Annotated in this window: 19 protein-coding genes; 5 read left to right on the top strand and 14 right to left on the bottom strand. The window is 62.6% G+C overall.

Going from position 1 to position 20,714, the window contains the following annotated elements; all coding sequences use genetic code 11:
• On the top strand, nt 1–335 hold a 335-nt coding region (locus NKI69_RS23945), incomplete at its 5' end, for a transposase (RefSeq protein ID WP_352722627.1).
• 6 nt (nt 336–341) lie between these two features.
• Here the strand turns inward: NKI69_RS23945 and NKI69_RS23940 are convergent.
• Together NKI69_RS23940 and NKI69_RS23935 are read right to left on the bottom strand one after the other, a co-directional pair.
• Complete coding sequence (locus tag NKI69_RS23940; RefSeq protein ID WP_352722626.1) at nt 342–1,556, bottom strand: SGNH/GDSL hydrolase family protein; 1,215 nt, start codon at nt 1,554–1,556, stop codon at nt 342–344.
• 128 nt (nt 1,557–1,684) lie between these two features.
• On the bottom strand, nt 1,685–2,905 hold the full coding sequence (locus NKI69_RS23935) for a lytic murein transglycosylase (protein WP_352722625.1): 1,221 nt from the start codon (nt 2,903–2,905) through the stop codon (nt 1,685–1,687).
• A gap of 209 nt (nt 2,906–3,114) precedes the next feature.
• Between NKI69_RS23935 and galU the strand changes: the two genes are divergently transcribed.
• A complete protein-coding gene (galU, locus tag NKI69_RS23930) occupies nt 3,115–4,020 on the top strand; it encodes a UTP--glucose-1-phosphate uridylyltransferase GalU (protein ID WP_023810070.1) in 906 nt (301 codons plus the stop codon).
• 40 nt (nt 4,021–4,060) lie between these two features.
• On the opposite strand, the gene NKI69_RS23925 is transcribed toward galU, so the two are convergent.
• The gene (locus tag NKI69_RS23925; protein ID WP_352722624.1) at nt 4,061–5,851 is read right to left on the bottom strand and encodes an outer membrane beta-barrel protein; all 1,791 of its coding nucleotides are present in this window, start codon (nt 5,849–5,851) and stop codon (nt 4,061–4,063) included.
• Between the two features lie 250 nt (nt 5,852–6,101).
• On the opposite strand from NKI69_RS23925, the gene NKI69_RS23920 reads away from it, so the two are divergent.
• Nucleotides 6,102–7,103: a KpsF/GutQ family sugar-phosphate isomerase gene (locus tag NKI69_RS23920; RefSeq protein WP_023810068.1), complete on the top strand. Its 1,002-nt coding sequence runs from the start codon at nt 6,102–6,104 to the stop codon at nt 7,101–7,103.
• A 65-nt stretch (nt 7,104–7,168) separates the two neighbouring features.
• Here the strand turns inward: NKI69_RS23920 and NKI69_RS23915 are convergent, their stop codons facing one another.
• The 8 genes from NKI69_RS23915 to NKI69_RS23880 all read right to left on the bottom strand — a co-directional run bounded on the left by NKI69_RS23915 (nt 7,169) and on the right by NKI69_RS23880 (nt 16,753).
• Nucleotides 7,169–7,633 carry an NfeD family protein gene (locus tag NKI69_RS23915; protein WP_023810067.1) on the bottom strand — a complete coding sequence of 155 codons (465 nt, stop codon included), beginning with the start codon at nt 7,631–7,633 and terminating at the stop codon, nt 7,169–7,171.
• An 11-nt stretch (nt 7,634–7,644) separates the two neighbouring features.
• Entirely contained in the window at nt 7,645–8,595 is a 951-nt protein-coding gene (locus tag NKI69_RS23910) for an SPFH domain-containing protein (protein ID WP_127259978.1), read from the bottom strand.
• 121 nt (nt 8,596–8,716) lie between these two features.
• Nucleotides 8,717–9,928: an NAD(P)/FAD-dependent oxidoreductase gene (locus tag NKI69_RS23905; RefSeq protein WP_128303118.1), complete on the bottom strand. Its 1,212-nt coding sequence runs from the start codon at nt 9,926–9,928 to the stop codon at nt 8,717–8,719.
• Between the two features lie 52 nt (nt 9,929–9,980).
• The gene (hemH, locus tag NKI69_RS23900) at nt 9,981–11,045 is read right to left on the bottom strand and encodes a ferrochelatase (RefSeq protein ID WP_352722623.1); all 1,065 of its coding nucleotides are present in this window, start codon (nt 11,043–11,045) and stop codon (nt 9,981–9,983) included.
• A gap of 236 nt (nt 11,046–11,281) precedes the next feature.
• Nucleotides 11,282–13,309, bottom strand: a complete 2,028-nt coding sequence (locus tag NKI69_RS23895; RefSeq protein ID WP_352722622.1) for a 5'-nucleotidase C-terminal domain-containing protein — start codon at nt 13,307–13,309, stop codon at nt 11,282–11,284.
• A gap of 187 nt (nt 13,310–13,496) precedes the next feature.
• Nucleotides 13,497–13,874, bottom strand: coding sequence for an outer membrane lipoprotein Omp10 (omp10, locus tag NKI69_RS23890; protein ID WP_352722621.1), 378 nt, complete (start codon nt 13,872–13,874; stop codon nt 13,497–13,499).
• A 183-nt stretch (nt 13,875–14,057) separates the two neighbouring features.
• A complete protein-coding gene (locus NKI69_RS23885) occupies nt 14,058–15,503 on the bottom strand; it encodes a homospermidine synthase (protein WP_352722620.1) in 1,446 nt (481 codons plus the stop codon).
• A gap of 218 nt (nt 15,504–15,721) precedes the next feature.
• Entirely contained in the window at nt 15,722–16,753 is a 1,032-nt protein-coding gene (locus NKI69_RS23880) for a LacI family DNA-binding transcriptional regulator (RefSeq protein ID WP_164892874.1), read from the bottom strand.
• Between the two features lie 212 nt (nt 16,754–16,965).
• Here NKI69_RS23880 and NKI69_RS23875 point away from each other — a divergent pair, with 212 nt between their 5' ends.
• Complete coding sequence (locus NKI69_RS23875; protein ID WP_023810059.1) at nt 16,966–17,295, top strand: MoaF-related domain-containing protein; 330 nt, start codon at nt 16,966–16,968, stop codon at nt 17,293–17,295.
• Nucleotides 17,296–17,390: 95 nt separating this feature from the next.
• A complete protein-coding gene (locus NKI69_RS23870; protein WP_031212814.1) occupies nt 17,391–17,834 on the top strand; it encodes a hypothetical protein in 444 nt (147 codons plus the stop codon).
• Here NKI69_RS23870 and NKI69_RS23865 read toward each other — a convergent pair.
• Genes NKI69_RS23865 through NKI69_RS23855 form a run of 3 tightly spaced genes read right to left on the bottom strand, consistent with a single transcriptional unit; the run spans nt 17,831 to nt 20,541 of the window.
• Nucleotides 17,831–18,781, bottom strand: a complete 951-nt coding sequence (locus tag NKI69_RS23865; RefSeq protein WP_352722619.1) for a heme-dependent oxidative N-demethylase family protein — start codon at nt 18,779–18,781, stop codon at nt 17,831–17,833. The genes NKI69_RS23870 and NKI69_RS23865 overlap by 4 nt on opposite strands.
• 3 nt (nt 18,782–18,784) lie before the next feature.
• Nucleotides 18,785–19,447 carry an aminotransferase class IV family protein gene (locus NKI69_RS23860; RefSeq protein ID WP_352722618.1) on the bottom strand — a complete coding sequence of 221 codons (663 nt, stop codon included), beginning with the start codon at nt 19,445–19,447 and terminating at the stop codon, nt 18,785–18,787.
• On the bottom strand, nt 19,396–20,541 hold the full coding sequence (locus NKI69_RS23855; RefSeq protein WP_352722617.1) for an aminodeoxychorismate synthase component I: 1,146 nt from the start codon (nt 20,539–20,541) through the stop codon (nt 19,396–19,398). The genes NKI69_RS23860 and NKI69_RS23855 overlap by 52 nt, the downstream gene beginning before the upstream one ends.
• Nucleotides 20,542–20,714 lie beyond the last annotated feature (173 nt).

Raw genomic sequence — 20,714 nt, 5'->3', positions numbered from 1 at the left:
GCCAATGCTTCCGTGCTTATGTCGAGCAGCAGCTCATCACCGTGCTGAAGCCCGGCGACATCGTGGTCATGGATAACCTGGGAAGTCATAAGTCGGCAGCCATCAGGCAGATGATCAAGGCTGCCGGCGCCAGGCTTTGGTATCTGCCGCCCTACTCTCCAGACCTCAATCCGATCGAGCAGGCCTTCGCCAAGATCAAACACTGGATGCGCCAGGCTCAGAAACGAACCGTCGAGGATACGTGGCGCCACATCGGCCACCTCGTCGAAACAATCGAGGCAGCCGAATGCAAGAACTACTTCGAAAACGCAGGCTACGCTTCCGTCAAAATATGAAACGCTCTAACGATTGATCGCGGTCGTGGTGTCGGTTGCGGCTGCAGCCTTCGGCGGCCAGGAGAAATCGTCGGCGCGGCCGGGCGATGCAATCGGTGCCTTGCCCTCGACCACAAGCTTTTCACCGGGCAGGTCCGGACTTGCCTTCGCCGGCGGGGCCGCGCCAAGCAGCTCGGAGCCGCCATCGAGTGCCGGATCGCTGAGCAGCATCGGCGCGGTGCGGTCGATGACGATGGGTGCCGCGGCCGGCGCCGGCGCCTCGACAGGGGCGCCCGCCGGAGCGGACGGCGTAACCACGCTTCCCGGCGCGGTCAGGCCGAGGATCTTCAGCAGCGGTTTTTCGGTATAGAAGGCGAGTTTGCGCTTGCCCGCCCTCGAGACGTTGATGCCGTCATCGGCGCGCAGCCGCACCGGCTGGCCGTTGATGTCGGGGCCGCTGGTGACGAAAGCACCGTTCTCATCGACGAAGCCGTCCCAGACGTCGACGAATTCACCGCCATGGCTTTCAGCGGCCTGATGGTAGATGTCGTTGAAGGCCAGCATGTCGGAGGTCATCTTCGGCACCCGGAACGCCGGCATGCCGACCCATAGGAAAGGTACCTTTGCCTCCGCGATAGCTTTGCCGAACGCCTCGGTCCGGCGCTCATATTCCTTGGTCCAGGTTTCAGAGCGGGGCTGTTCGCGCACGTCTCCCACCTTCATCTGCTGGCGGTCGTTGGAACCCAGCATGACGATCACGGCGGCAGGTTTTTCGGTCTCGATCAGCGATTTGATCTGTTCGGGCCAGTTGTAGAAGTCGTCGCGTACGAAGCCGGACGAGCCATTGCTGCGAACGACGATCCTGACGCCGGTATTCTCGGCAAAGGCGGTGTCGAGGCCTTCGGCGAGGCCGGCCGCCATGAAGTCGCCGACTACCATGACGGTGCGGGCGTCCGGTGCCTTGTCGACCACCGGGATTTCCGGTTCCGCGGGCGGGCGAGGGGCGCGGGGTTTTTTCGCCTTGGGCCTGGGCCTTGCTTTCTGGATGTCCTGCGGCGGCTCGATGCGCTCGCTGCGGCGCGGGAACAGAAGGTCGCGCAGCGACCAGCCGCGGTTTTGCTGCTCCTGCGCCATGGCGGGCGCATGAAAGGCGCCAGCCACACCGACGGTGAGCACGATCACGGCCAGGATGAGCACCGGCATGCGACGAACAAGCCCTGCGATGCGCGCAGCCGAAGCCAATCGTTTCCTCCATCCCTTGGCGCAGCCCTTTTTTTGAAAAGTCGTACTTTTCAAACGGACTTTGCGCCAACCAGATTGCTACAGCGTCCTTTGCGCGGCCGAAAGGCCGCGCGGCACCGCAGGCGGCTCTATTTCTGCCGGAGCCACTTCAGCACTTCCATGCTCGGGTAACCGTCCTGGGTCAAGCCGGCCTTGGCCTGGAAAGCCAAGATGGCTGATTTCGAGCCGTCGCCTATCTTGCCGTCGAACTTGCCGTCATAAAGGCCATGTTGGGAAAGCCGCTGCTGCAGCTCCTGCCTTTCGTCGAAAGTGAGCTTGGTGAAAGGCCGCTTCCAGTCCTGCACGAGACCGCTGGAGCCGGCGATTTCGTCGGCAAGAAGGCCGACGGCAAGCGCATATTTGTCGGCATTGTTGTAGGCTTTGATGACCGTGAAATTCTTGATCATCAGAAAGGCCGGCCCGTTGCGGCCGTCCGGCACCTTCAACGTCGCCTTGTCTGAGCCGTTCTTGAACGGCTTGCCGTTGGCCCTGACGACGCCCAGCGCCTGCCATTGCGACAGCGTCTTGGACCCGGCGGGAAGTTTGCCGGCCGGCAAGGCGACCTCATAGCCCCAGGTCTTGCCGGCCTGCCAGCCATTCTTCTTCAACAAATTGGCTGATGTCGCCAGCGCATCGGGGATCGAATTCCAGATGTCGCGCTTGCCATTGCCGTCCATGTCGACGGCATAGTGCAGATAGCTGGTCGGAATGAACTGGGTGTGGCCCATGGCGCCGGCCCAGGATCCGCTCAGATGGCTTTCGTCGATGTCGCCGGTCTGCAGGATCTTCAGTGCGGCGACCAGCTGGGTGCGGGCGAATTTCGCCCGCTTCGGATCGGCATAGGCCAAGGTTGCCAGCGAGCGCACGACATTGCGCATGATGTCGTCGCGCTTGAGGATCTCGCCATAGTTCGATTCCATCGACCAGATGGCCAGGAGGATGTAACGGTTGACGCCGAACCTGGCCTCGATCCGATCCAGCCACGGCTTCCATTTCCTGGCCATCTGCTGGCCGACGGCGACCGACTGGTCATGGACGCGGTTGTCGAAATAGTCCCAGGCAGGAGCCGTGAATTCAGGCTGCGTACGCGCCTTTTCCAGCACCACCGGATCGATATCCCTGATGTTCCTGAAGGCCTGGTCGTAGAGGGCGCCGGAAACGCCGCTCTGCACGGCGGTGGCGCGGAAGCCGGCGACCCACTGCCGGAAACCGGCATCGGCGAAAGCGGGGCCAGGCATCAGCAGAGCGAGCGATAGGCTGGCTGCCGCTATGACGCTGGTAAAACGTTTTGCGGCATCGCGAACGGACATCTTTTCCTCCTTCTCTGTCTCAGGAAAGACCATTCATCGCCGAACCAGGTTAGGAATTAGTTTACCATAGGCGCCACCGGGAACGAAAAGACGCTTCGAAGCTTTACCGGTGGACATTCCTCTCAGTTGCCCAGTAGTCCCCAATTCCGGCGTGAAAATGTCTTGGAACGGGGATTGCGGAGCTGGCCCTCAAACGGATAATTGAAAGCATGAAGAGAGTTCGCAAGGCAGTCTTCCCGGTCGCCGGTCTCGGCACACGGTTTCTCCCGGCCACCAAGGCGGTCCCCAAGGAAATGCTGACCGTCGTCGACCGGCCGGTGATCCAGTATGTGGTGGATGAGGCGCGCGAGGCCGGCATCGAGCATTTCATCTTCGTCACCGGCCGCAACAAGGCCGTCATCGAGGACCATTTCGACATCCAGTTCGAACTCTATGACACGCTGGCCCAGCGCGGCAAAGACGACCAGCTCGCCCGCCTGCAACGGCTGCAGCCGGCGCCGGGGCAGACCAGTTTCACACGCCAGCAGGTACCGATGGGACTTGGTCACGCCGTCTGGTGCGCCCGCGAGCTCGTCGGCGACGAGCCCTTCGCGCTTTTGCTGCCCGACATGATCATGCAGTCGGAGAAGAGCTGCACGAAGGCAATGGTCGAGCTCTACGAGGAGACCGGCAACAACATCATCGCGGTGCAGGAATGCGCTCCCGCCGAAGCCCACAAATACGGCATCGTCGGCCGCGGCGAGGACACGCATCACGGTTTCCGCATCACCGAGATGGTGGAAAAGCCGAAGGCCGGCACCGCGCCGTCCAACCTTTACATCAACGGCCGCTACATCCTGCAGCCGGAGATATTCAAGATCCTCGAAGGCCAGGAAAAAGGCGCCGGCAACGAGATCCAGCTCACCGACGCCATGCTGAAGCTGGAAAAGCAGCAGCCTTTCTACGGCTACCACTATCGAGGCCGCACGTTCGACTGCGGATCGCCGGAAGGCTTCGTCGAGGCCAACGTCGCCTTCGCGCTGTGGCGCAGCGACATGAATGAGAACATGGCTGGCGTCATCCGCACGCTTCTCGACGAGCTGAAGCCGTCTGAGCGCCGCGGCGCTGCGTTTTAAGGTATTCTAGCGAGCGGCCGGATGTCGTTGGTGCGGCCGTTCAGCGCTGCACCTTGACGCCAAGGAAGATGCTGTTGGCGGTGTAGTCCCGGCCCGGCAGATTGCTGGTCAGCTTCTCGGTCCTCACTCTTGTGGTCAGGCCGGCGTAGCGGTTCAGCCACCAGGTCAGTCCGGCCTCGGCGCTCAACACCCTGTCATGGCCGTCGATGCCGATGTAATCACGCCAGTCGAGGCCCAGAGCCGCATTGGCGGTGAGGTTGGCGCGAATCTGGCGCTCGCCGGTCAGGCGACCGGAATAGAGGATGTCGCCGCTTTCGCCCGATGTGGTCGTGGGCTCGACGGTAGTCCGCCCGGTCAGGCCGATCGTTGTGCCGCGCTCGGGTGACCATTTGAGGTCGGCGTTGACGGTGGCACCAGAGATCGCGTCAAGGTTTTTGTCGTCGATCGCTTCCCTGAGCCAGCCGGCCGAGAATTCGCCCGACAGCTTCTCACCCATGTCGAGTGCAAGGCCAGCGCGGGCGCCGAGCCGCGTCGACGAGCGCTCGAAGCCTTCATTGTCGATGCGTTGATCATAAGTCCGGCGGCCGACCTCGATTTCGGTGAAAGGGGTCAGGGCAGGGGAGATCTCGTAGCCGGTGCGCAACGTCGCCGTGTAGAGCGTGGAGTCCTGATCCTTCTGCGACAGCGAGGTGCCGTCCGAGAGCTTGGCGTCGCCGTAGAAGTCGTGCGAGACCGCGCCGGTCAACGTGTACTGCATCTTGCCGAGATGCTTTTCGACGGCGAGGCTGCCATCGATGGTCTGCCGCAGCGGCTGCTTGCTGACGCCCGCGATGGCGTCCGGCGATGATGCCGATTCCGGCACGGCCTCGTAGCCGAGCTTAGCGATGGCGCGCAACTCATTGTCAAGGTCGACATTGAGCTGGCCTTCGATGCGCCCTTGCTCGTCGTGAACCGGGTAACCCGAGACAGTCTCGCGAAAAAGGCCATAGCCGTCGATCGTGGCTGAGTTCTCGCGCCAGTCGGAGGCGGCGGAAAAGCGCAGCGCCGTCTCGGACAGCAGCGCCGACGTGCCGGCACTGCTCGAATCACCGTTCGAGGTGGCGGTCAGGCCCTGTTCGATCGTCGGCCGGATGACGAACGAGCCCCATTTGACGCCGGTGGCAGCAAACGGATCATCCTCCGGCTTCTTCTTCTGGCCTTCGATGGCGTCCGTGCGCTCTGCGCCTGGGTCGAGCTTCTGCCTGTCGGCACTGTCGATGGTGAGGGCGCGGCGGTTGGCCGTGTCCGCATTGGTCTCTGCACCATCGGCGGCGTCCGTCGTGGAGGCCGTCGTGGAAGCGGTGATGTCGGAGGTGTCGGCCGTCGATTTCTTCTTCTTTTTCGACTTGTCGGCAGCCTTGTCCTTGGCCTGGTCAGCAGCATTCTGCCCGGCGGTCGATGAGCGGCGGCGAGGCTTGGGCGGCGCCGCAGTGTCGGCGGACATGTCGTCAGTGGCTGCGGGCGGGTCGAAGAGGCTGCCGGTCGCGGTGGCGTCGCCAGTGTCGGCGTCGTCAGGCACGGCACCGGCGCTGGCCGGCAGGTAGGTGCGGGCCGGCGCATTGTCCTGCGCGGCATTGGCCGGCTGTTGACCCTGCGCTGCCAGGGCCAGCTGTCTCGCCTTGCGCTGCTGGTCGGACAGGATCGCCGATTCCGAAACCTCGCCGCGCAGTTCGGTTTCCTGGGCATGGAGCGCCGTCGGGCGCAGCAAGGCAAACATGCTGGTTGCCAGCAGCAAGGCGCAGACCGCCTTGCCCCCACGTCCTGTCGAATTTTCTGGCTGGGCCCCGGACATCGCCACCACTGCTTGCGCGGCGCACGCGCGCCATACTTACCGAACCGTAAATGGGGATGGTTAACGGAGGGTTGAGGCGGCGGCCCGTCAGCCGCCTGAAGCGCTGATTTCCAAAGGCATTCATACCGCGTGCGTCAAGCTTTTGGTTTTCGCCTCTACCGTCGTCAAAAACCACCGCACACGTTCGGGCAACATGCCTTGGGCCATTTCTGTTGGACAGCGCGCCGGCAAAGCGCTAATCGCATCAGCCATGCATGCGGGATCCATGGATAAGAAACCTTCGGACAGGCAAGCCTCGATCGCTTCGGCGCTGAGGACGGTGGCGACAGAACAGGCTGGTGTCGCAGCCCTTGCCGAGGCGCTGGAGAATGGGCTGGCCGGGCCTTTCGCCCAGGCCGTCGAGATGATCTCGGGGATTGAAGGCCGGCTCATCGTCACCGGCGTCGGCAAAAGCGGCCATATCGGTTCGAAGATCGCGGCGACGCTGGCCTCGACCGGCACGCCGGCTTTCTTTGTCCATCCCGCCGAAGCCAATCACGGCGATCTCGGCATGATCGCCAGGGACGACGCCATCATCGCCATGTCGTGGTCGGGCGAAAGCAAGGAACTGATGGGCATCGTCGCCTATTCCAGGCGCTTTTCCATTCCGCTGATCGCCATCACCGCCGGAGAGACATCGGCGCTGGCGCGGGCGGCGGACGTGGTGCTGCTTTTGCCGCGCGCTCCAGAGGCCTGTCCGCACGGCCTGGCGCCGACGACATCGACGCTGCTGCAACTGGTGATGGGCGACGCGCTGGCGATCGCGCTGCTCGAGGCACGCGGCTTCACGCCGGACCATTTCCGCACCTTTCATCCGGGCGGACAGCTCGGCGCCAACCTGACACAGATTCGCGAGATCATGCATGTCGGCGACAGGCTGCCGGTGGTGGTTGCGGGCACCGGCATGCAGGACGCGATCCTGGAACTGTCGCGCAAGGGGTTTGGCTGCGTCGCGATCACCGACGCCGACGGTGCGCTGGTCGGCATCATCACCGATGGCGACATCCGCCGTCACATCGGCAGCAATCTGCTGGCGATGACGGTGGATCAGGTGATGACAAAAGGCCCGAAGACCGCGACGCCGGACACGCTGGTGGCAACGGCGCTGCAAACGATCAACAATTCAGCCATCACCAGCCTGATGGTGGTGGAGGGCCGGAAACCAGTCGGCCTCATCCACCTGCATGACCTGCTGCGTATCGGCGCGGCCTAAGGCGCGTCGATATTCAGGTGATGCCGGCCTGACCCGGATCTCGACACACTCTTAACGCCGCTCGTTCAGACCGCCTCGACGGTCAGTTCCAGATCCGTATCGGCTGCGCCCGTCACGCGCACTTGCGTGCCGGCCGGCAAATCCGGGCCGGAGACACGCCACAGCGTATCGCCCAGCTTGATGCGGCCGCGTCCGTCCCGGATCGGCTCGGCAAGTGTCGCCATCCTGCCGACCATTTGCGCGCCGCGCCGGTTGAGCAGCGGCTGGTCGGTCGGGTCGTTGCGGCTGCCGACCAGCTTTTTGCCGACATAGGCCGAGACCAGCGACAGCGCCAGGAAGGCGAGGACCTGAACCTGCCAGGTCCAGAAGCCGGCGTCCCAGATCAGCAGCGACACGGCGCCGATGATCAGCGCGGCGATGCCGATCCACAGCATGAAGATACCCGGTGCGATGATTTCCATCACCAGCAGGACGAAACCGAGTACCATCCAGTTCCACGGGCCGAGTTCGGAAACGATGCGGTCGATCATTGGTTTCGACCTCAGTTGTCGGTTGGGCGAACGACCGGCGGGCGCGCGGCCTGCCTTTGCGAGCCGGTCGTGCCTTCGCTGCGGAAGACTTCCTTGGCGATCTCGCCGATGCCGCCGAGCGAGCCGATCAGCGACGATGCCTCGAAGGGCATCAGCACGATCTTGCTGTTGGTGGCCGTGCCGATCCTGCCAAGCGCTTCAGTGTATTTCAGCGCTACGAAATAGTTCAGCGCCTGCACATCTCCTTTGGAGATCGCTTCCGACACCACCTGGGTGGCGCGGGCTTCCGCCTCGGCCGAGCGCTCGCGCGCCTCGGCATCGCGGAAGGCGGCTTCCTTGCGGCCCTCGGCCTCGAGGATCTGCGACTGCTTGAGGCCTTCGGCGGCAAGGATCTGGGCACGCTTGTTGCGTTCCGCGGTCATCTGCCGGCCCATCGATTCGATAAGGTTGGCCGGCGGGTTGATGTCCTTGATTTCGACGCGGGTGATCTTGATGCCCCACGGGTGGGCTGCTTCATCGACGACGCGCAGCAGGCGCTCGTTGATGGCGTCGCGGTTCGACAGGAGTTCATCGAGGTCCATCGAACCCATGACGGTACGGATGTTGGTCATCGTCAAATTGAGGATGGCGTTCTGCAGGCCGGAAACCTGGTAGGCGGCCTGCGCCGCGTTGAGGATCTGGAAAAAGGCAATGCCGTCGACACCGACGATGGCGTTGTCCCGGGTGATGATTTCCTGGCTCGGGACGTCGAGCACCTGCTCCATCATGTTCATCTTGGCGCCGATGCGGTCGATGAACGGGTAAATGAAATTGAGACCCGGGCTCAGTGTCTTGGTGTAACGGCCAAAGCGCTCCACCGTATAGTTGTAGCCTTGCGGGATTGTCCTGATGCCTTTGATCAGCAGCACCAATACCAGAAGGGCAAGTGCACCAACCGCAATATCGAAACCACTGAAATCCATTTGGCTCTCCCTCAGACGAAGGCCGCTCAAGCCATTCTCGCGCAGCCGACTTCACCAAAGACTTAAGTGTGTTTCAGATGCGTTACAATCAGGTGATGATGGATTGTTTATAGGTTTGCACTCAGCGGTTGAAGGCGAACAGCCTTGCATCCGTGTCATCCAGCCCGTTGATCGAAGCCGGGACAATTTCGGAAGCGATCTGCGAGAAGGTGATGCCGTTGCCGCCGTAGCCCAGCACCGCATGGATGCGCGGGTGGCGGGGAATGGCGCCGATATAAGGCAGGCCGGTGGTCGTGGTGCCGAACGAGCCGGTCCAGGCAAAATCGGGTCTGGTGTCGAGATGCGGAAATATCAGGCCGAGCTTCTCGGCGATGCGTGTGCTCTTGTCGGCGATCAGCTCGTCGCGCCGCGCTTCGTCGATAAAATCCTCGTCCTCGCCGCCGCATATGACCCGGCCGTCGACCGTCGTGCGCATATACAGATACGGCTCCGACGCTTCCCAGATGAATGCTGCGTCCGGCCAGAGCTTTCGCGGTTGCGGGCGTGTCGCAATCGCCCATGTCGAGATGATCCGGTGGGCCGCGGCCGGCACGATGTCGACAAGTTCGTAGCCGGTGGCCAGAACAACATGTCGTGCGGTTATGGTTGGGCCATCCCTGGTCGCGACGACAACAGCTTCGGCGCTGTCCTCGATCATTGTGGCTTCGACGGGGGCATAGAAGCGTGCCTTGCGCTCCAGGGATTTCAGCAGCAGCCCAGCCGTCAGCTTGCGCGGGTCGAGCGCGATGTTGCCGTGGCCGAGAATGGCGCCTTCGCGGTCGATGCCGAATTTCTCGGCTAGCTGTTGTCGGGTTAAGCAGATGGCGCCGATGCCGGCTAGCCGACGTGCCTCGGCCTCGTCGCGCAGTTCCGACGGACCAAGCATCGTGCCGGCCAGATAGAGTGATGGCATGCGGCTCAGGCCACAGTTGATGCCGAGTTCGGCAATCCGTCCGGCGAGATTGGAAACGGCGAGCCGCGAGCGTCGCCAGGCCTGCTGGGCCGAGGCTCTGCCAACCATCTTCGCGAGCGTGGAGAGAGGCTGGTCTATTTCGAATGCCACCAGTGCGGTGGTTGCGGCCGTCGAGCCCTTCAGCGGGCCGCGCCGGTCGATGCAGATCACCCGATGGCCATCGGCCGTCAGCGCCTCGGCCATCATGGCGCCGCTGATGCCCATGCCGACGATCAGCACATCCGTCTTGACATCTCGGGTCAGACTGTCCGTCGGCACCGCAGGCGCCCGATAGGCGGACCAGACGGGCCGGCCACTACTGAGGTCGAGTTTGCGGGACATCGAATTCTCCGGAGGGCGCGCCTTAACGCCTCGGAGCAGGCGTTGTTCCGGTTCAGACCCAGCCGGACAGTTCGCGCCGCACCATCGCCTCGATCACCGCCATCCCTTCCGCGCTATCGTTGAGGCAAGGGATATGGGCGAAATTCTTGCCGCCGGCATGGTGGAAGGTTTCGGCCGCCTCGCGGCCGATCTCGTCCAGCGTCTCGATGCAGTCGACGGAAAAGCCGGGATTGACGATGGCGATCGACTTGACGCCGTCCTGCGCGAGTTTCTCGACCGTCTTGTCGGTATAGGGCTGCAGCCATTCCTGCGCCCCGAAGCGCGACTGGAAGGTGATGATCAGTTTCTTGTCATCCCAGCCAAGCCGTTCGCGCAGCAGCCGCGTCGTCTTCTGGCAATGGCAATGATAGGGGTCGCCCTTCTCGAAATAGGGTTTTGGAATGCCGTGATAGGAGGTGATGACCACCTCCGGCTCGAAGTCCAGCGTCGCCAGATGCCGTTCAATCGAGCGCGCCAGCGCTTCGATGTAGACCGGTTCGTCATAGTAGGGCGGCACGCTGCGGACGGCCGGTGCGCGGCGCATTTTCATCAGCGCGCGAAACAGCTGGTCGTTGGCTGTTGCCGTGGTCGTCGCTGAATATTGCGGATAGAGCGGGAAGGAAAGAATGCGGTCGCGGCCCTGGTCGACCAGACGCTGGGCAATGCTGGCGGTTGAAGGGTTGCCGTAGCGCATCGCCCAGTCGACGACGACATCAGGCAGGTCGCTCAGCGCTTCAGCCAGCTTTTCGGCCTGGGCGCGGGTATAGGTGCGCAGCGGCGACTCGTTCTTTTCCCGGTTCCAGATCCGTGCGTAGTTGGCGCCCGACTTCTTGGGCCGCCTGGTGAGCACAAGGCCATAGAGGATCGGATACCAGATTGCCCTGTTGAGTTCGATGACGCGCGGGTCGGACAGGAATTCACGGAGATACCGCCACATCGGCTTGAAATCGGTGCCGTCGGGCGTGCCCAGATTGACCAGCATGACGCCGATCTTGCCCGCCTTGATCGGCGGATGCCCAGCGGGCAACGGGCCGAGCGCCTTTGCGGCCTTGGGTTCGGCAGGGGTGGAAAGCGTCATAAGGGTTCTCCGGAAGACGCGAACCTAACCATCTTGCGCGCGCATTCAATGCAGCGTCTGGCCGCACCTTAAAGCGGATTGTCTGAATGGATTCAGACGACCCGCTTTAAGTCTTTGTTTTTATACATGTCGTTCTCCCAAAATCGAGTTCACTTTTGGGCGACATGCATTAGCCCGAAAACAGGACGCCCGTCCGGTTTTCGGGCGGGCGGTGTCATTCAGGCATCTAAGCGAGGCTATTTCGGCGGGATGGTCAGCGTTGCGCCGACCGGAAGCCGGCGCGGCTCATAGCCCTTGTTGGCGCCCGAAATGACCTTCCACCTGGCGCCGTCGCCATAAGCTTTCTTTGCCAGATCCCAGTAGGTGTCGCCGGCAACGATGACATGGCTGGCTTCGGTCGGCGCGGCCTCAGCAGGCTTTGCCGGCTCGGCGGCGGGAGCCGGTGCCGCCGGGGCGGGGGCTGCTTCAGCCGGTTTTGCCGCCTCGGCTGGTGGCGCTGGCGGGGCTGGTGCTCCTTCCGTCGATATGGCCGGGGGCGTGTTGGCGATGTCGCCCGAGTTGGCCGGCAATTCAGGCATTGCAGGTGCCGCTTCAGCAGGCTTGGCGGCTTCAGCCGGATCGGTTGCCGGGGCCGCAGGCGCCGCAGCGACGGTCGCGGCCATTTCGGTGATGCGGCCGTCGAGCTTCGGCGTGTAGGGTCGGTGGGCACCGAGATAGTCGGCAACCACCTGTTCGAGGCCGGGGCCGTAATCGTAGGCATTCTTGGCCTTGTCGGCGAAGATCTTGTAGCCGTCGCCGCCCTGGCGGACATAGTTGTTGGTTGCGACCAGATAGTCCTTGTCCGGCTTGATCGGCGTCCAGGCGCCGCCTTCCATGACTTCCACCGACTTGACGCGGCCGGCATTGGGCGCGACGGATTTGTCGAAGGAATATTTCAGGCCGGCGACCTGGGGGAAGCGCCCGGCGCCGTCCTCGAGCTGGCTGAGGCCGCCCTCGAGGCCGGCCACCAGATCCTTGCCCGAAATCTGGAAGGTCGCCAGCGTGTTCTGGAACGGCAGCACGGCCAGCACCTCGCCCATGGTGACGGTGCCCTTGTCGATCGAGGCGCGCAGGCCGCCGCCATTGGAGATGACGATTTCGACGCCCTGTCCCTTGACGCGGTCGAGGACGGCGTCGGAAACGAGGTTGCCCATCGCGCATTCTCGGGTGCGGCAGCTCTCACGACTGCCGTCGATGACGTCGGTGGTTTCCGCCACTTCCTTGTTCTTCAGCGCCTCGATCGGCGCGCCAAGTTCCTTGATGCGGGCGAGCACGGCCGGGTCGTGGGTGATCGACTTGTCGAGATAGATCGGGTCGCCGCTGGCCGATTTGACGACGCCATTGTCGTCGAACACCACCTTGAACTCGCCGAGATATTTCGAGTAGGACGCCGCCTGCACCACCGGCACCTTGTAGCCGTCCGGATTGTCGACCATCGTCGGGTAGGGGCCTTCGGCCTTCGGATCGGTGTTCGACAGCAGGGAATGGCTGTGGCCGCCGACGACGACATCGATGCCCGGGATCTTGGCAATGACGTCGCGTTCGCGCCTGTAGCCGATATGGGTCACGGCGATGATCTTGTTGACGCCTTCGCCCTTGAGCTTCTCGACCTCGGCGGTGATCGACCTGACGTCGTCCTCTATAGTGACGTTGGGTCCGGGGGAAGCGAGGTCCGGCGTGTCGTTGGTGATCGCGCCGATGATGCCGATCTTCTGGCCGCCGACCTCGACGACAACAGACGGCTTGATGCGGTCGCCGAGCTTGGATTGCGCGTTGGCCTTCACATTGGCGCCGAGCACCGGGAACTTGATCATGTCGAGGAACGGCGCCAGGGCCACTTCGCCGTCGTCGAATTCATGGTTGCCGAGCGCCATGGCATCGAACTTCATGTCGTTGAGGAATTCGCCTTCGACCTTGCCCTTGTAGGTCGTGTAGAACAGCGATCCCTGGAAATTGTCGCCGGCGCTGAGCAGCAGCACGTTCTGGCCTTCCAGCTTCTTGCGCTCCTGGGCGATCGCGGTGATCAGCCGGCCCGCGCCACCGATGCACTCGCCCTTGGTCTCCTCGTCCGCCGAGCAGGTCGATTCATATTTGTTGTTGCCTTCGATGCGGCTGTGCCAGTCGTTGATATGCAGGATGTTCAGCGTGTAGTCGGCAAAGGACGCGCCGGCCGACAGACCGAGTGCTGAGGCTGACAGGGCTGCAATGGCGGCAAGCTTCTTCATCTTCGTCTCCCGGAAAGCTGATCGGAGGCCATTAGCGCTCTTGCTTGACTGGAACATAACAGCCGGCGCTTCGGCCATGTTCCCATCGCGTTCGGGATGACGCAAGCGGAATCCGGGACCCTTTGCCGGCATAAAAAAGGACGGCGGCCAACTGGCCGCCGTCCTTGGAAAACGAATGGTCGTGGGTTCAGACGCGCCTTGTCAGCACGAAATTCTGACCGCTGGAGCTGGTGCAGTTGAGCTGGCTTGTCGACACCATCAGGCAGTTGAAGCTGACCGCGGTCTGGCGGATCAGCGAGGTGCCGCTGATCTGCACCGATGTGGCGCCTGTCATCGTATAGCTGCCGTCGGCAAGCTTCTGGCCGGTGTCGGTGGCGACCGTCGTGAAGGTACCGCCGGCGAAGGTCGACAGGCCGGTGCCTTTGGCGTCGATCCAGGAGCCCTCGACGCCTTTCGGCGCCGCCGCCATGGGCGGCTCATCGGGACCGCTGGTCGCACAGGCGGCGAGCATCGTCGCAATGGCACCCGCCACGCTCATCGAAAGAATTTTGCGCGCAATGATCATGTGAAAATCCTCTCCTCTCGCATCGGCCCGAAAATCGGAATCGATTTTCGACAGGCACGAGGCGTGCATCCAAGTTTCCAGAGCGACGTGCGTCCAGATGAACACGTATCGCTGTGGTCCGCATCCCTTCAATCGCCCGATTTCCGGGCGATTGCAAGGCAGTGAGGCAGGTAGGCGGTGCTGCTATCGCACAAGGATGTTGCGGAACTGCCACGGGTCGTTGCGGTCGAGGTCTTCCGGGAACAGGCCGGGACGGTTATCGAGCGGCGTCCAGTCGGTGTAGTAGCCCTTGACCGGTCCGAGATACTGGGACTGCACTTCCAGGCACCGCCTGTAGTCCATCTCGTCGGCTTCGACGATGCCGGCCTCGGGGTTTTCCAGCGCCCAGACCATGCCCGAGAGCACCGCCGAGGTGACCTGCATGCCGGTGGCGTTCTGATAGGGCGCCAGCTTGCGCGCCTCGGCGAGCGACAGCTGCGAGCCGTACCAGTAGGCATTCTTGTCGTGGCCGTAGAGCAGCACGCCGAGTTCGTCGACGCCGTCGATCAACTCGTTCTCGTCGAGCACATGATGCACCGGCTGAGGCTTGCCGGCGGCGCCGAACATTTCGTCAAGCGACAGCATCGCGTCGTTGCAGGGATGGTAGGCATAGTGGCAGGTCGGGCGGTAATGCACCTTGCCCTTCTTGGAACGCACGGTGAAGAAATCGGCGATCGAGATCGCCTCATTATGCGTCACCAGCAGGCCGTATTGCGCGCCGGGCGTCGGGCACCATGAGCGCACGCGCGTGTTGGCGCCCGGCTGCTCCAGATAGATGGCGGCCTTCGAGCCTTGCTTGTGCTTCTTGGCGTTCTTCGGCATCCACGTCTCATGCGTGCCCCAGCCGAGTTCGGCAGGCTGCAGGCCCTCGGAGATGAAGCCTTCGACCGACCAGGTGTTCCAGAACACATTCATCGGCTTCGGCTTCTTGGTGCGCTGGGTGTCGCGTTCGGCGATGTGGATGCCCTTGACGCCGGCCTTCTTCATCAGCTTGGCCCAGCCCTCGCGGTCGTCCTGCGCGGGCTCCGAGAATTCCAGGCCAAGATCGGTGGCGAGATTGACCAACGCCTGCTTGACGAACCACGAGACCATGCCTGGATTGGCGCCGCAGGTGGAGACCGCCGTAGCGCCGCCGGGCTTGTCGTGCTTTTCCTTGAGCAGCGACTCTCGCAGCGCGTAATTGGTGCGGCTGGCGTTGTCCGCCTTGGCGTCGACATAGAAGCCGAGCCACGGCTCGACGACGGTGTCGATGTAGAGCACACCAAGCTTGCGGCAGAGCCGCATCAGATCCACCGAGCCGGTATCGACCGACAGGTTGATGCAAAAGCCCTGGCCGCCGCCATTGGTCAGAAGCGGGGTCAAGAGCTTCTTGTAGTTCTTCTCGGTCACCGCTTCCTGGACGAAGGCGATGCCGCGCTCGTCGAGCAGCTTGCGGTCGGTGTCGCGCGGGTCGATGACCGTCATGCGCGACTTGTCGAACTTGAAATGGCGTTCGATCAGCGGCAGCGTTCCCCGGCCGATCGAGCCGAAGCCGATCATCACGACGGGGCCGCTGATCTCACCGTAAACGGGCCAGTTTTCATTCGCCATTTTATCGAGCACTCCTTCAAAACCCAGGAAACTGGGAAAACACGCGCAAACCGGGAATTTCTGCCCGGCGGCCATGCGCTACATCATAGATCATTGTCACAAACCAGCGAAAAGCGCCAACCAGCGGCTACGCTGCGTTGGCTACGTGGTTAAGGCCGAAACCGTGGATGAGTGGCTCTATCCGAGCCTGAGCTTGCCCATTCGCCAAGTGCACCGGTTTAACGGATTTTTGCCCTCGGCGCGGCTGTGGACGCCCGAACCACCAGTTCCACGGGCAGAACGACTTGGCGGGGCGGTTGATTGTCAAGAACCATGCGGGCGGCGAGCCTGCCTTTTCCGATCACGTCTTGCGCGACAGTCGTCAACGGAGGCGTGGTGCGTGCGGATTCGGCAGTGCCATCGAAGCCGATAACCGACACATGGCGCGGCACCTCTATGCCACGACGAACCGCCTCGTCGAGTATTGTGATCGCTTGCCAATCCGACATGGTCAGGATTGCGGTTGCTTCGGGCACATTGTCGAATACCACCGCCCCAGCAGATGGATCGCCCGGCGTCGTCTCGATGATCGGAACATCGTCGATCGACAAGTTCGCCTCCGCCAAACCCTGTTTGAAACCGTCGAGCCTTTCGTCGTCGAGTGAGAAGCCGGCTAGAAGCGGGCGCTCTGCCTGTCCGGGCATGTGCACGATCGGAGGGCCTGGAGTCCTCCGTATGGAAAGGATGGCAAAATGCCGGTGCCCTAACCCGGTCAGATGCCGGACGGCGGCGACCGCGCCACTTCTGCCGTCGATCTTTATCGAATTGATGTCGGGACCTGCGTCATTTTCGAGAATGACGAAGGGCAGGCGCCGTCGTTGTGCCGATGTTATGAGACCGATGTCCCCGCTGTGACCAAGGATGAAGCCGTCAACGAGGGCCTCGCGGATGCTGGCGAAGCGGGTATTGTCGGTGCCGTTTACAAGGCTGAGCGTCGTTCCGGCCTCGTCGCAGGCGAGCGAAACGCCCAGCACCAACTCGCGGCCATAGGGGCTTCTCATCACCTCGGCGATGGCGTAGGCGCCAGGTGGCATGAACCCGATGGCATTGAACTTGCCATCCCGCAGCAATCGTCCTTTCGGGTCGGGGCCGCCAAATCCGAGCGCTCTCGCGGCCGCTTCAACACGTTGGCGCAATTCAGGCCTGACCAGTTCCGGCCGGTTGAAGACGTTGGAAACAGTGCCCCGGGAGACACCGGCAGCCTTGCCCACATCGGCTAGCGTTGGCATTGTGATTCACCCATTTCCCTTCAGTTAGACCATTTTTTGGAGCGCTCCAAGAATTTCGTTGACTCGAAAGTGAAAAAGGGGGATCGTATCACTTGGAGCGCTCCAAATAAACATATCTGCTATATTTCGCGTCTGAAACAACGGAGATTGTCAAAAGGTTGGTCACAGCGGCGGCCATGCCCAAGGAGAGAGTCATGGCAGAAACCAATGTTTTTCCAGCCTCGCTTGTCGGTAAGTCTTTCGACTGCGTTTTCGGCCCGTTCGTACCCCGGCTGACGTTTTTCTCGCCGGAGGAATTGCATGTGCAGGCGTCGATCGGTGCCACCGAAATTGACGAGATGGTCAAGATCGACATGACCAGCGTACGCCCGAACCTCGTTCTCATGAGCTGGACGGAGCAGAGCGGCAACTTCATCGTGCAGTTGCAGGATCATGAAAACGGGATCGTCCATAATTATGCGCGTCTGGCCGATGGGCAGCTCTTCTGTGCCCAAGGTGCCATTCAATCCGTTGCGGTGGCGTGACACTGCCGCGTCCTGGCCCGGCCGACCGCGTGCGGCCGGACTCCGATCTGCTGAAGTGCCTGTCATCGATTTCCCTAATGGAGGAGGAAAGTGCGATGGAACTCGCTTACGACAGTCATCTGCTTGCCCGAATTCTGTTGAGCGTCGCGACCGTGGGCTACGGTGTGGTGACGATCAAAGCCGACCTCAACGCCACCCACGCCACCAATCCGCTGTGGACCCCGCACGCCCGGTTTCACGTCGTTTGGCAGGTGCTGAGCTACACCGGAGTTGCGCTGATTGCGCTGGGGCTTATCTGGATCGAGGGGCCACTCGAAGCCGAGCGGCTCTATCTCGCAGGGGGATTGGGCGTCGCTATGTACGGAGCGTTCTTCGTGGCAATGCTCTCACGACCGATTTATGGCGGCGTGCTCTACGACGAGAACGGCTATCTGCCATTCCGACCGCCGTTCGGACCGGCGGGTTGGCGGTGGGATGTCAACGTCACCGTCTTTAGCGCGATGTCCGCGATCCTGCTGCTGGGCCTAGCCGCGATTTAGGACAGCGCCAGCGCCCCGAGCCGGTCGACTAGCCGATCGCGGTCTGATGTCAGGCCCTTGTAGTCGAGATGCGCGAGATCGAGCGCCTTGAGCTGGGCGGCGAAAGACGCCGCGAGCTTCGCCCTATCAGGGTGCTTCGCCAGTACGGCGAGCGGGTCGAGATGGATGCGGATGGTGAACAGGATATCGCGTGAAACAGGCAGTTTGCGCAGGGTTTGCCGCTCGACGCGGATGAAGGCATGGGCATCGATGTCGCCATCGGGGAAGCGCGACGGCCGATTTGTAGCGCGGTCGATGCGCTGCAGGTCGGAAAGCGGATGGTAGAGCGCGTTATCGGACTGGATCGACCAGTTGTAGCGCTCGACGGCCTGCCCCTGGAGGCCATCGAACATCCGGTTGATGAGTTCCGCCGGACGCGTGCCCGGGCCGAAACCGGGCACCGGCGCGTGGATGTCCTGCAGCGGCTTGCCGAATTTTTCCAGGAGCGACCAGGACGAGGGAAAGCAGAGCGAGCCGGCAACCAGCCGCCAGCCGCTGTCACTGCTGCGCATCAGGATGAGGTCTTCCTGGACGAGCTGTGAGGCCTTGGCCAGCGGCGCATCGGCAAGGGAAGCAGGCAGACGGCTCGCCGCGCCCGCCACCTCGACGCCTGATCCGCCGAGCCGATGGGTTTCGGGGAACCTCTCCAGGAGATGCGCAGCGAGCAAGTCGAGCACTTCCTGCTGGGCGTCCCGCGTGCCGTTTTCCTCGACGAAAACGCGCTCTGGGATTTCGGCATAGAGCCGGCGCTTTTCGGCGAGATACGGCAGCAGATGGCCGTCGACCTCGATCCAGTCCGCCGGGTCGAGCGGCTTCAGCCCGATACTGAACAGTTTCGACGAGCCGTCATAGGGCGTGTGGGTGGGCGGCGTATGCTCTGGGGGTGTGTGAGTGGGCACAGTCGTCATGTTTCAGGTCAGTCTTGCGGGGATTAGTCCGCGCAGCGAATTGCCGACGAACAGGGACTTGGCGGATTTCAGATCGTCCAAGCTGTAGATTGCTTCGCGGGCGCGGCCTTCATCCAGAAGCTGCGCGCGCAATACACCAGGCAGCAGGCCGCAGTCGAGCCGGGGTGTGACCAGCACGCCGTCGCCGAGATCGGCAAAGACATTGGTGATCGTGCCTTCACAGATCTCGCCGCGCTCGTTGGCCATAAGCACCTCGTCGGCCTGGGTGACGAGATATTCGGCGCGGGCATGCGTGTAGAGCTGTCGTCGGCTGGTCTTGTGGCGCAGCAGCGTGTCGTTCGAATCGAGCCTCGTCCGCGCCAGCCGCAGTATCCAGACCTTGTCGGCGGCGAGCGGTTCATAAGGTTGCGCCGAGGCCGTCACCTCACCATCGTGCGACAGGACAAGCCGCGTGCGCATGGCAACGCCGGAACCGCCGGCCGCGCTGCTCAGTGCCTCGCCGACCGTGCCTGGATCACAGTGGAAGCCGAGCTCCGCCGCCGAGCCATAGAGGCGCGCAAGATGACGATCGAAGCGCAGGAAGCCCGAGCCGGGTTCCCAGCGCATGGTCTCGATCAACTGAAAGTCGGCGGTGTTCCCGTCGCGAAGCGCGCTTTCAGCAGACACTCCTGATACTCCTCCTGCGCCGTGGAATCGAAGACGACGCCGCCTCCGACATTGTAGACGGCCTCGCCGCCCGAAAAGAGCGAGATGGTGCGGATCGCCACGGAAAAGCGCATCGGGCCGCCGGGCGCGATCCAGCCTATGGCGCCGCAATAGGCATCGCGGGGCGTGCCTTCCAGATCGCGCAGGATCTCCATGGCACGGATCTTAGGCGCGCCGGTAATCGAACCGCAAGGAAACAGCGCCGCGAAAATCTGGCGGATAGAGAGACCCGGCAGCAGTTTGGCCCTGACGTCGCTTACCATCTGATGCACGGTCGGATAGGTCTCGATGCGGAACAGCGCCGGCACGTCCAGCGTGCCCACCTCGCTGATCAGCGAGATATCGTTGCGCAGGAGATCGACGATCATCCGGTTTTCGGCCTGGTTCTTCTCGTCATTGCGCAGGAAGATCTTCTGCCGTTCGTCCTCGGCTTTGGTGGCGCCGCGCGGCGCCGTTCCCTTCATCGGATGCGTCTCGATCATGCCCTCGGCGTCGATCTCGAAGAACAGTTCAGGCGAGCGCGACAGCACGATGGGTTCACCGAGCGCGATCAGCGCGCCGTATTTCACCGGCTGACGTTCAGTCAATGCATTGAAGGCGGCCAGCGGCTCGCCCGACCACTGCGCATGCACGGGAAAGGTCAAATTGCCCTGGTAGCAATCACCTTGCCGGATGTGCTGGTGCAGCCGCGAGAAGCGTTTTTCATAATCCTCGGGCGACCACGTCGCACGGGCGTCGAAGATCGGGCCGTTGGTCGCCGTGGTGTCGCGCGGCGGCACCGCCTCTTCGACCGGGGCATCGAAAACCCCAAGGCACACGAGTGGGGAGCGGCGTCCGTTAGGCAGCAGGGGAACGAGCTTGGGTTCGAGCAGGTAGCCCGCCTCATACGAGAAATAGCCGGCAAGCCATTTGCCTGCATCATGCGCGGCTTGTGCTGCTTCCAGAGCCGGCCCGAAATCCCCTGCTTCGTGCGCCACGATGATATCGGCCGGCCGGTCGAAAACGAGCTGGCGCGCGCTTTTGTCATTGCGAAAAATTGCGGCGGGCAGGGACATGGGCACCGAATGCTGCGGTCAATGAAGCCATCAACCGCTCTATATGGGGTGCCGCCCGCGCGCAATCGAGGGAACGGCACGCTGCCTCTTAAAGCCGACCTTAGGGCCAACTCAGGAACCAAGAGCAAACGGCGGCGCCGATATGGCGCCGCCGCTTGCAATCTTCAATATTC

The organism is Mesorhizobium sp. M0491, from assembly GCF_040321265.1.
GTDB lineage: Bacteria > Pseudomonadota > Alphaproteobacteria > Rhizobiales > Rhizobiaceae > Mesorhizobium.
Note: the sequence above shows the minus strand (reverse complement) of the source record. Positions and strands in the feature narration are given on the sequence as shown.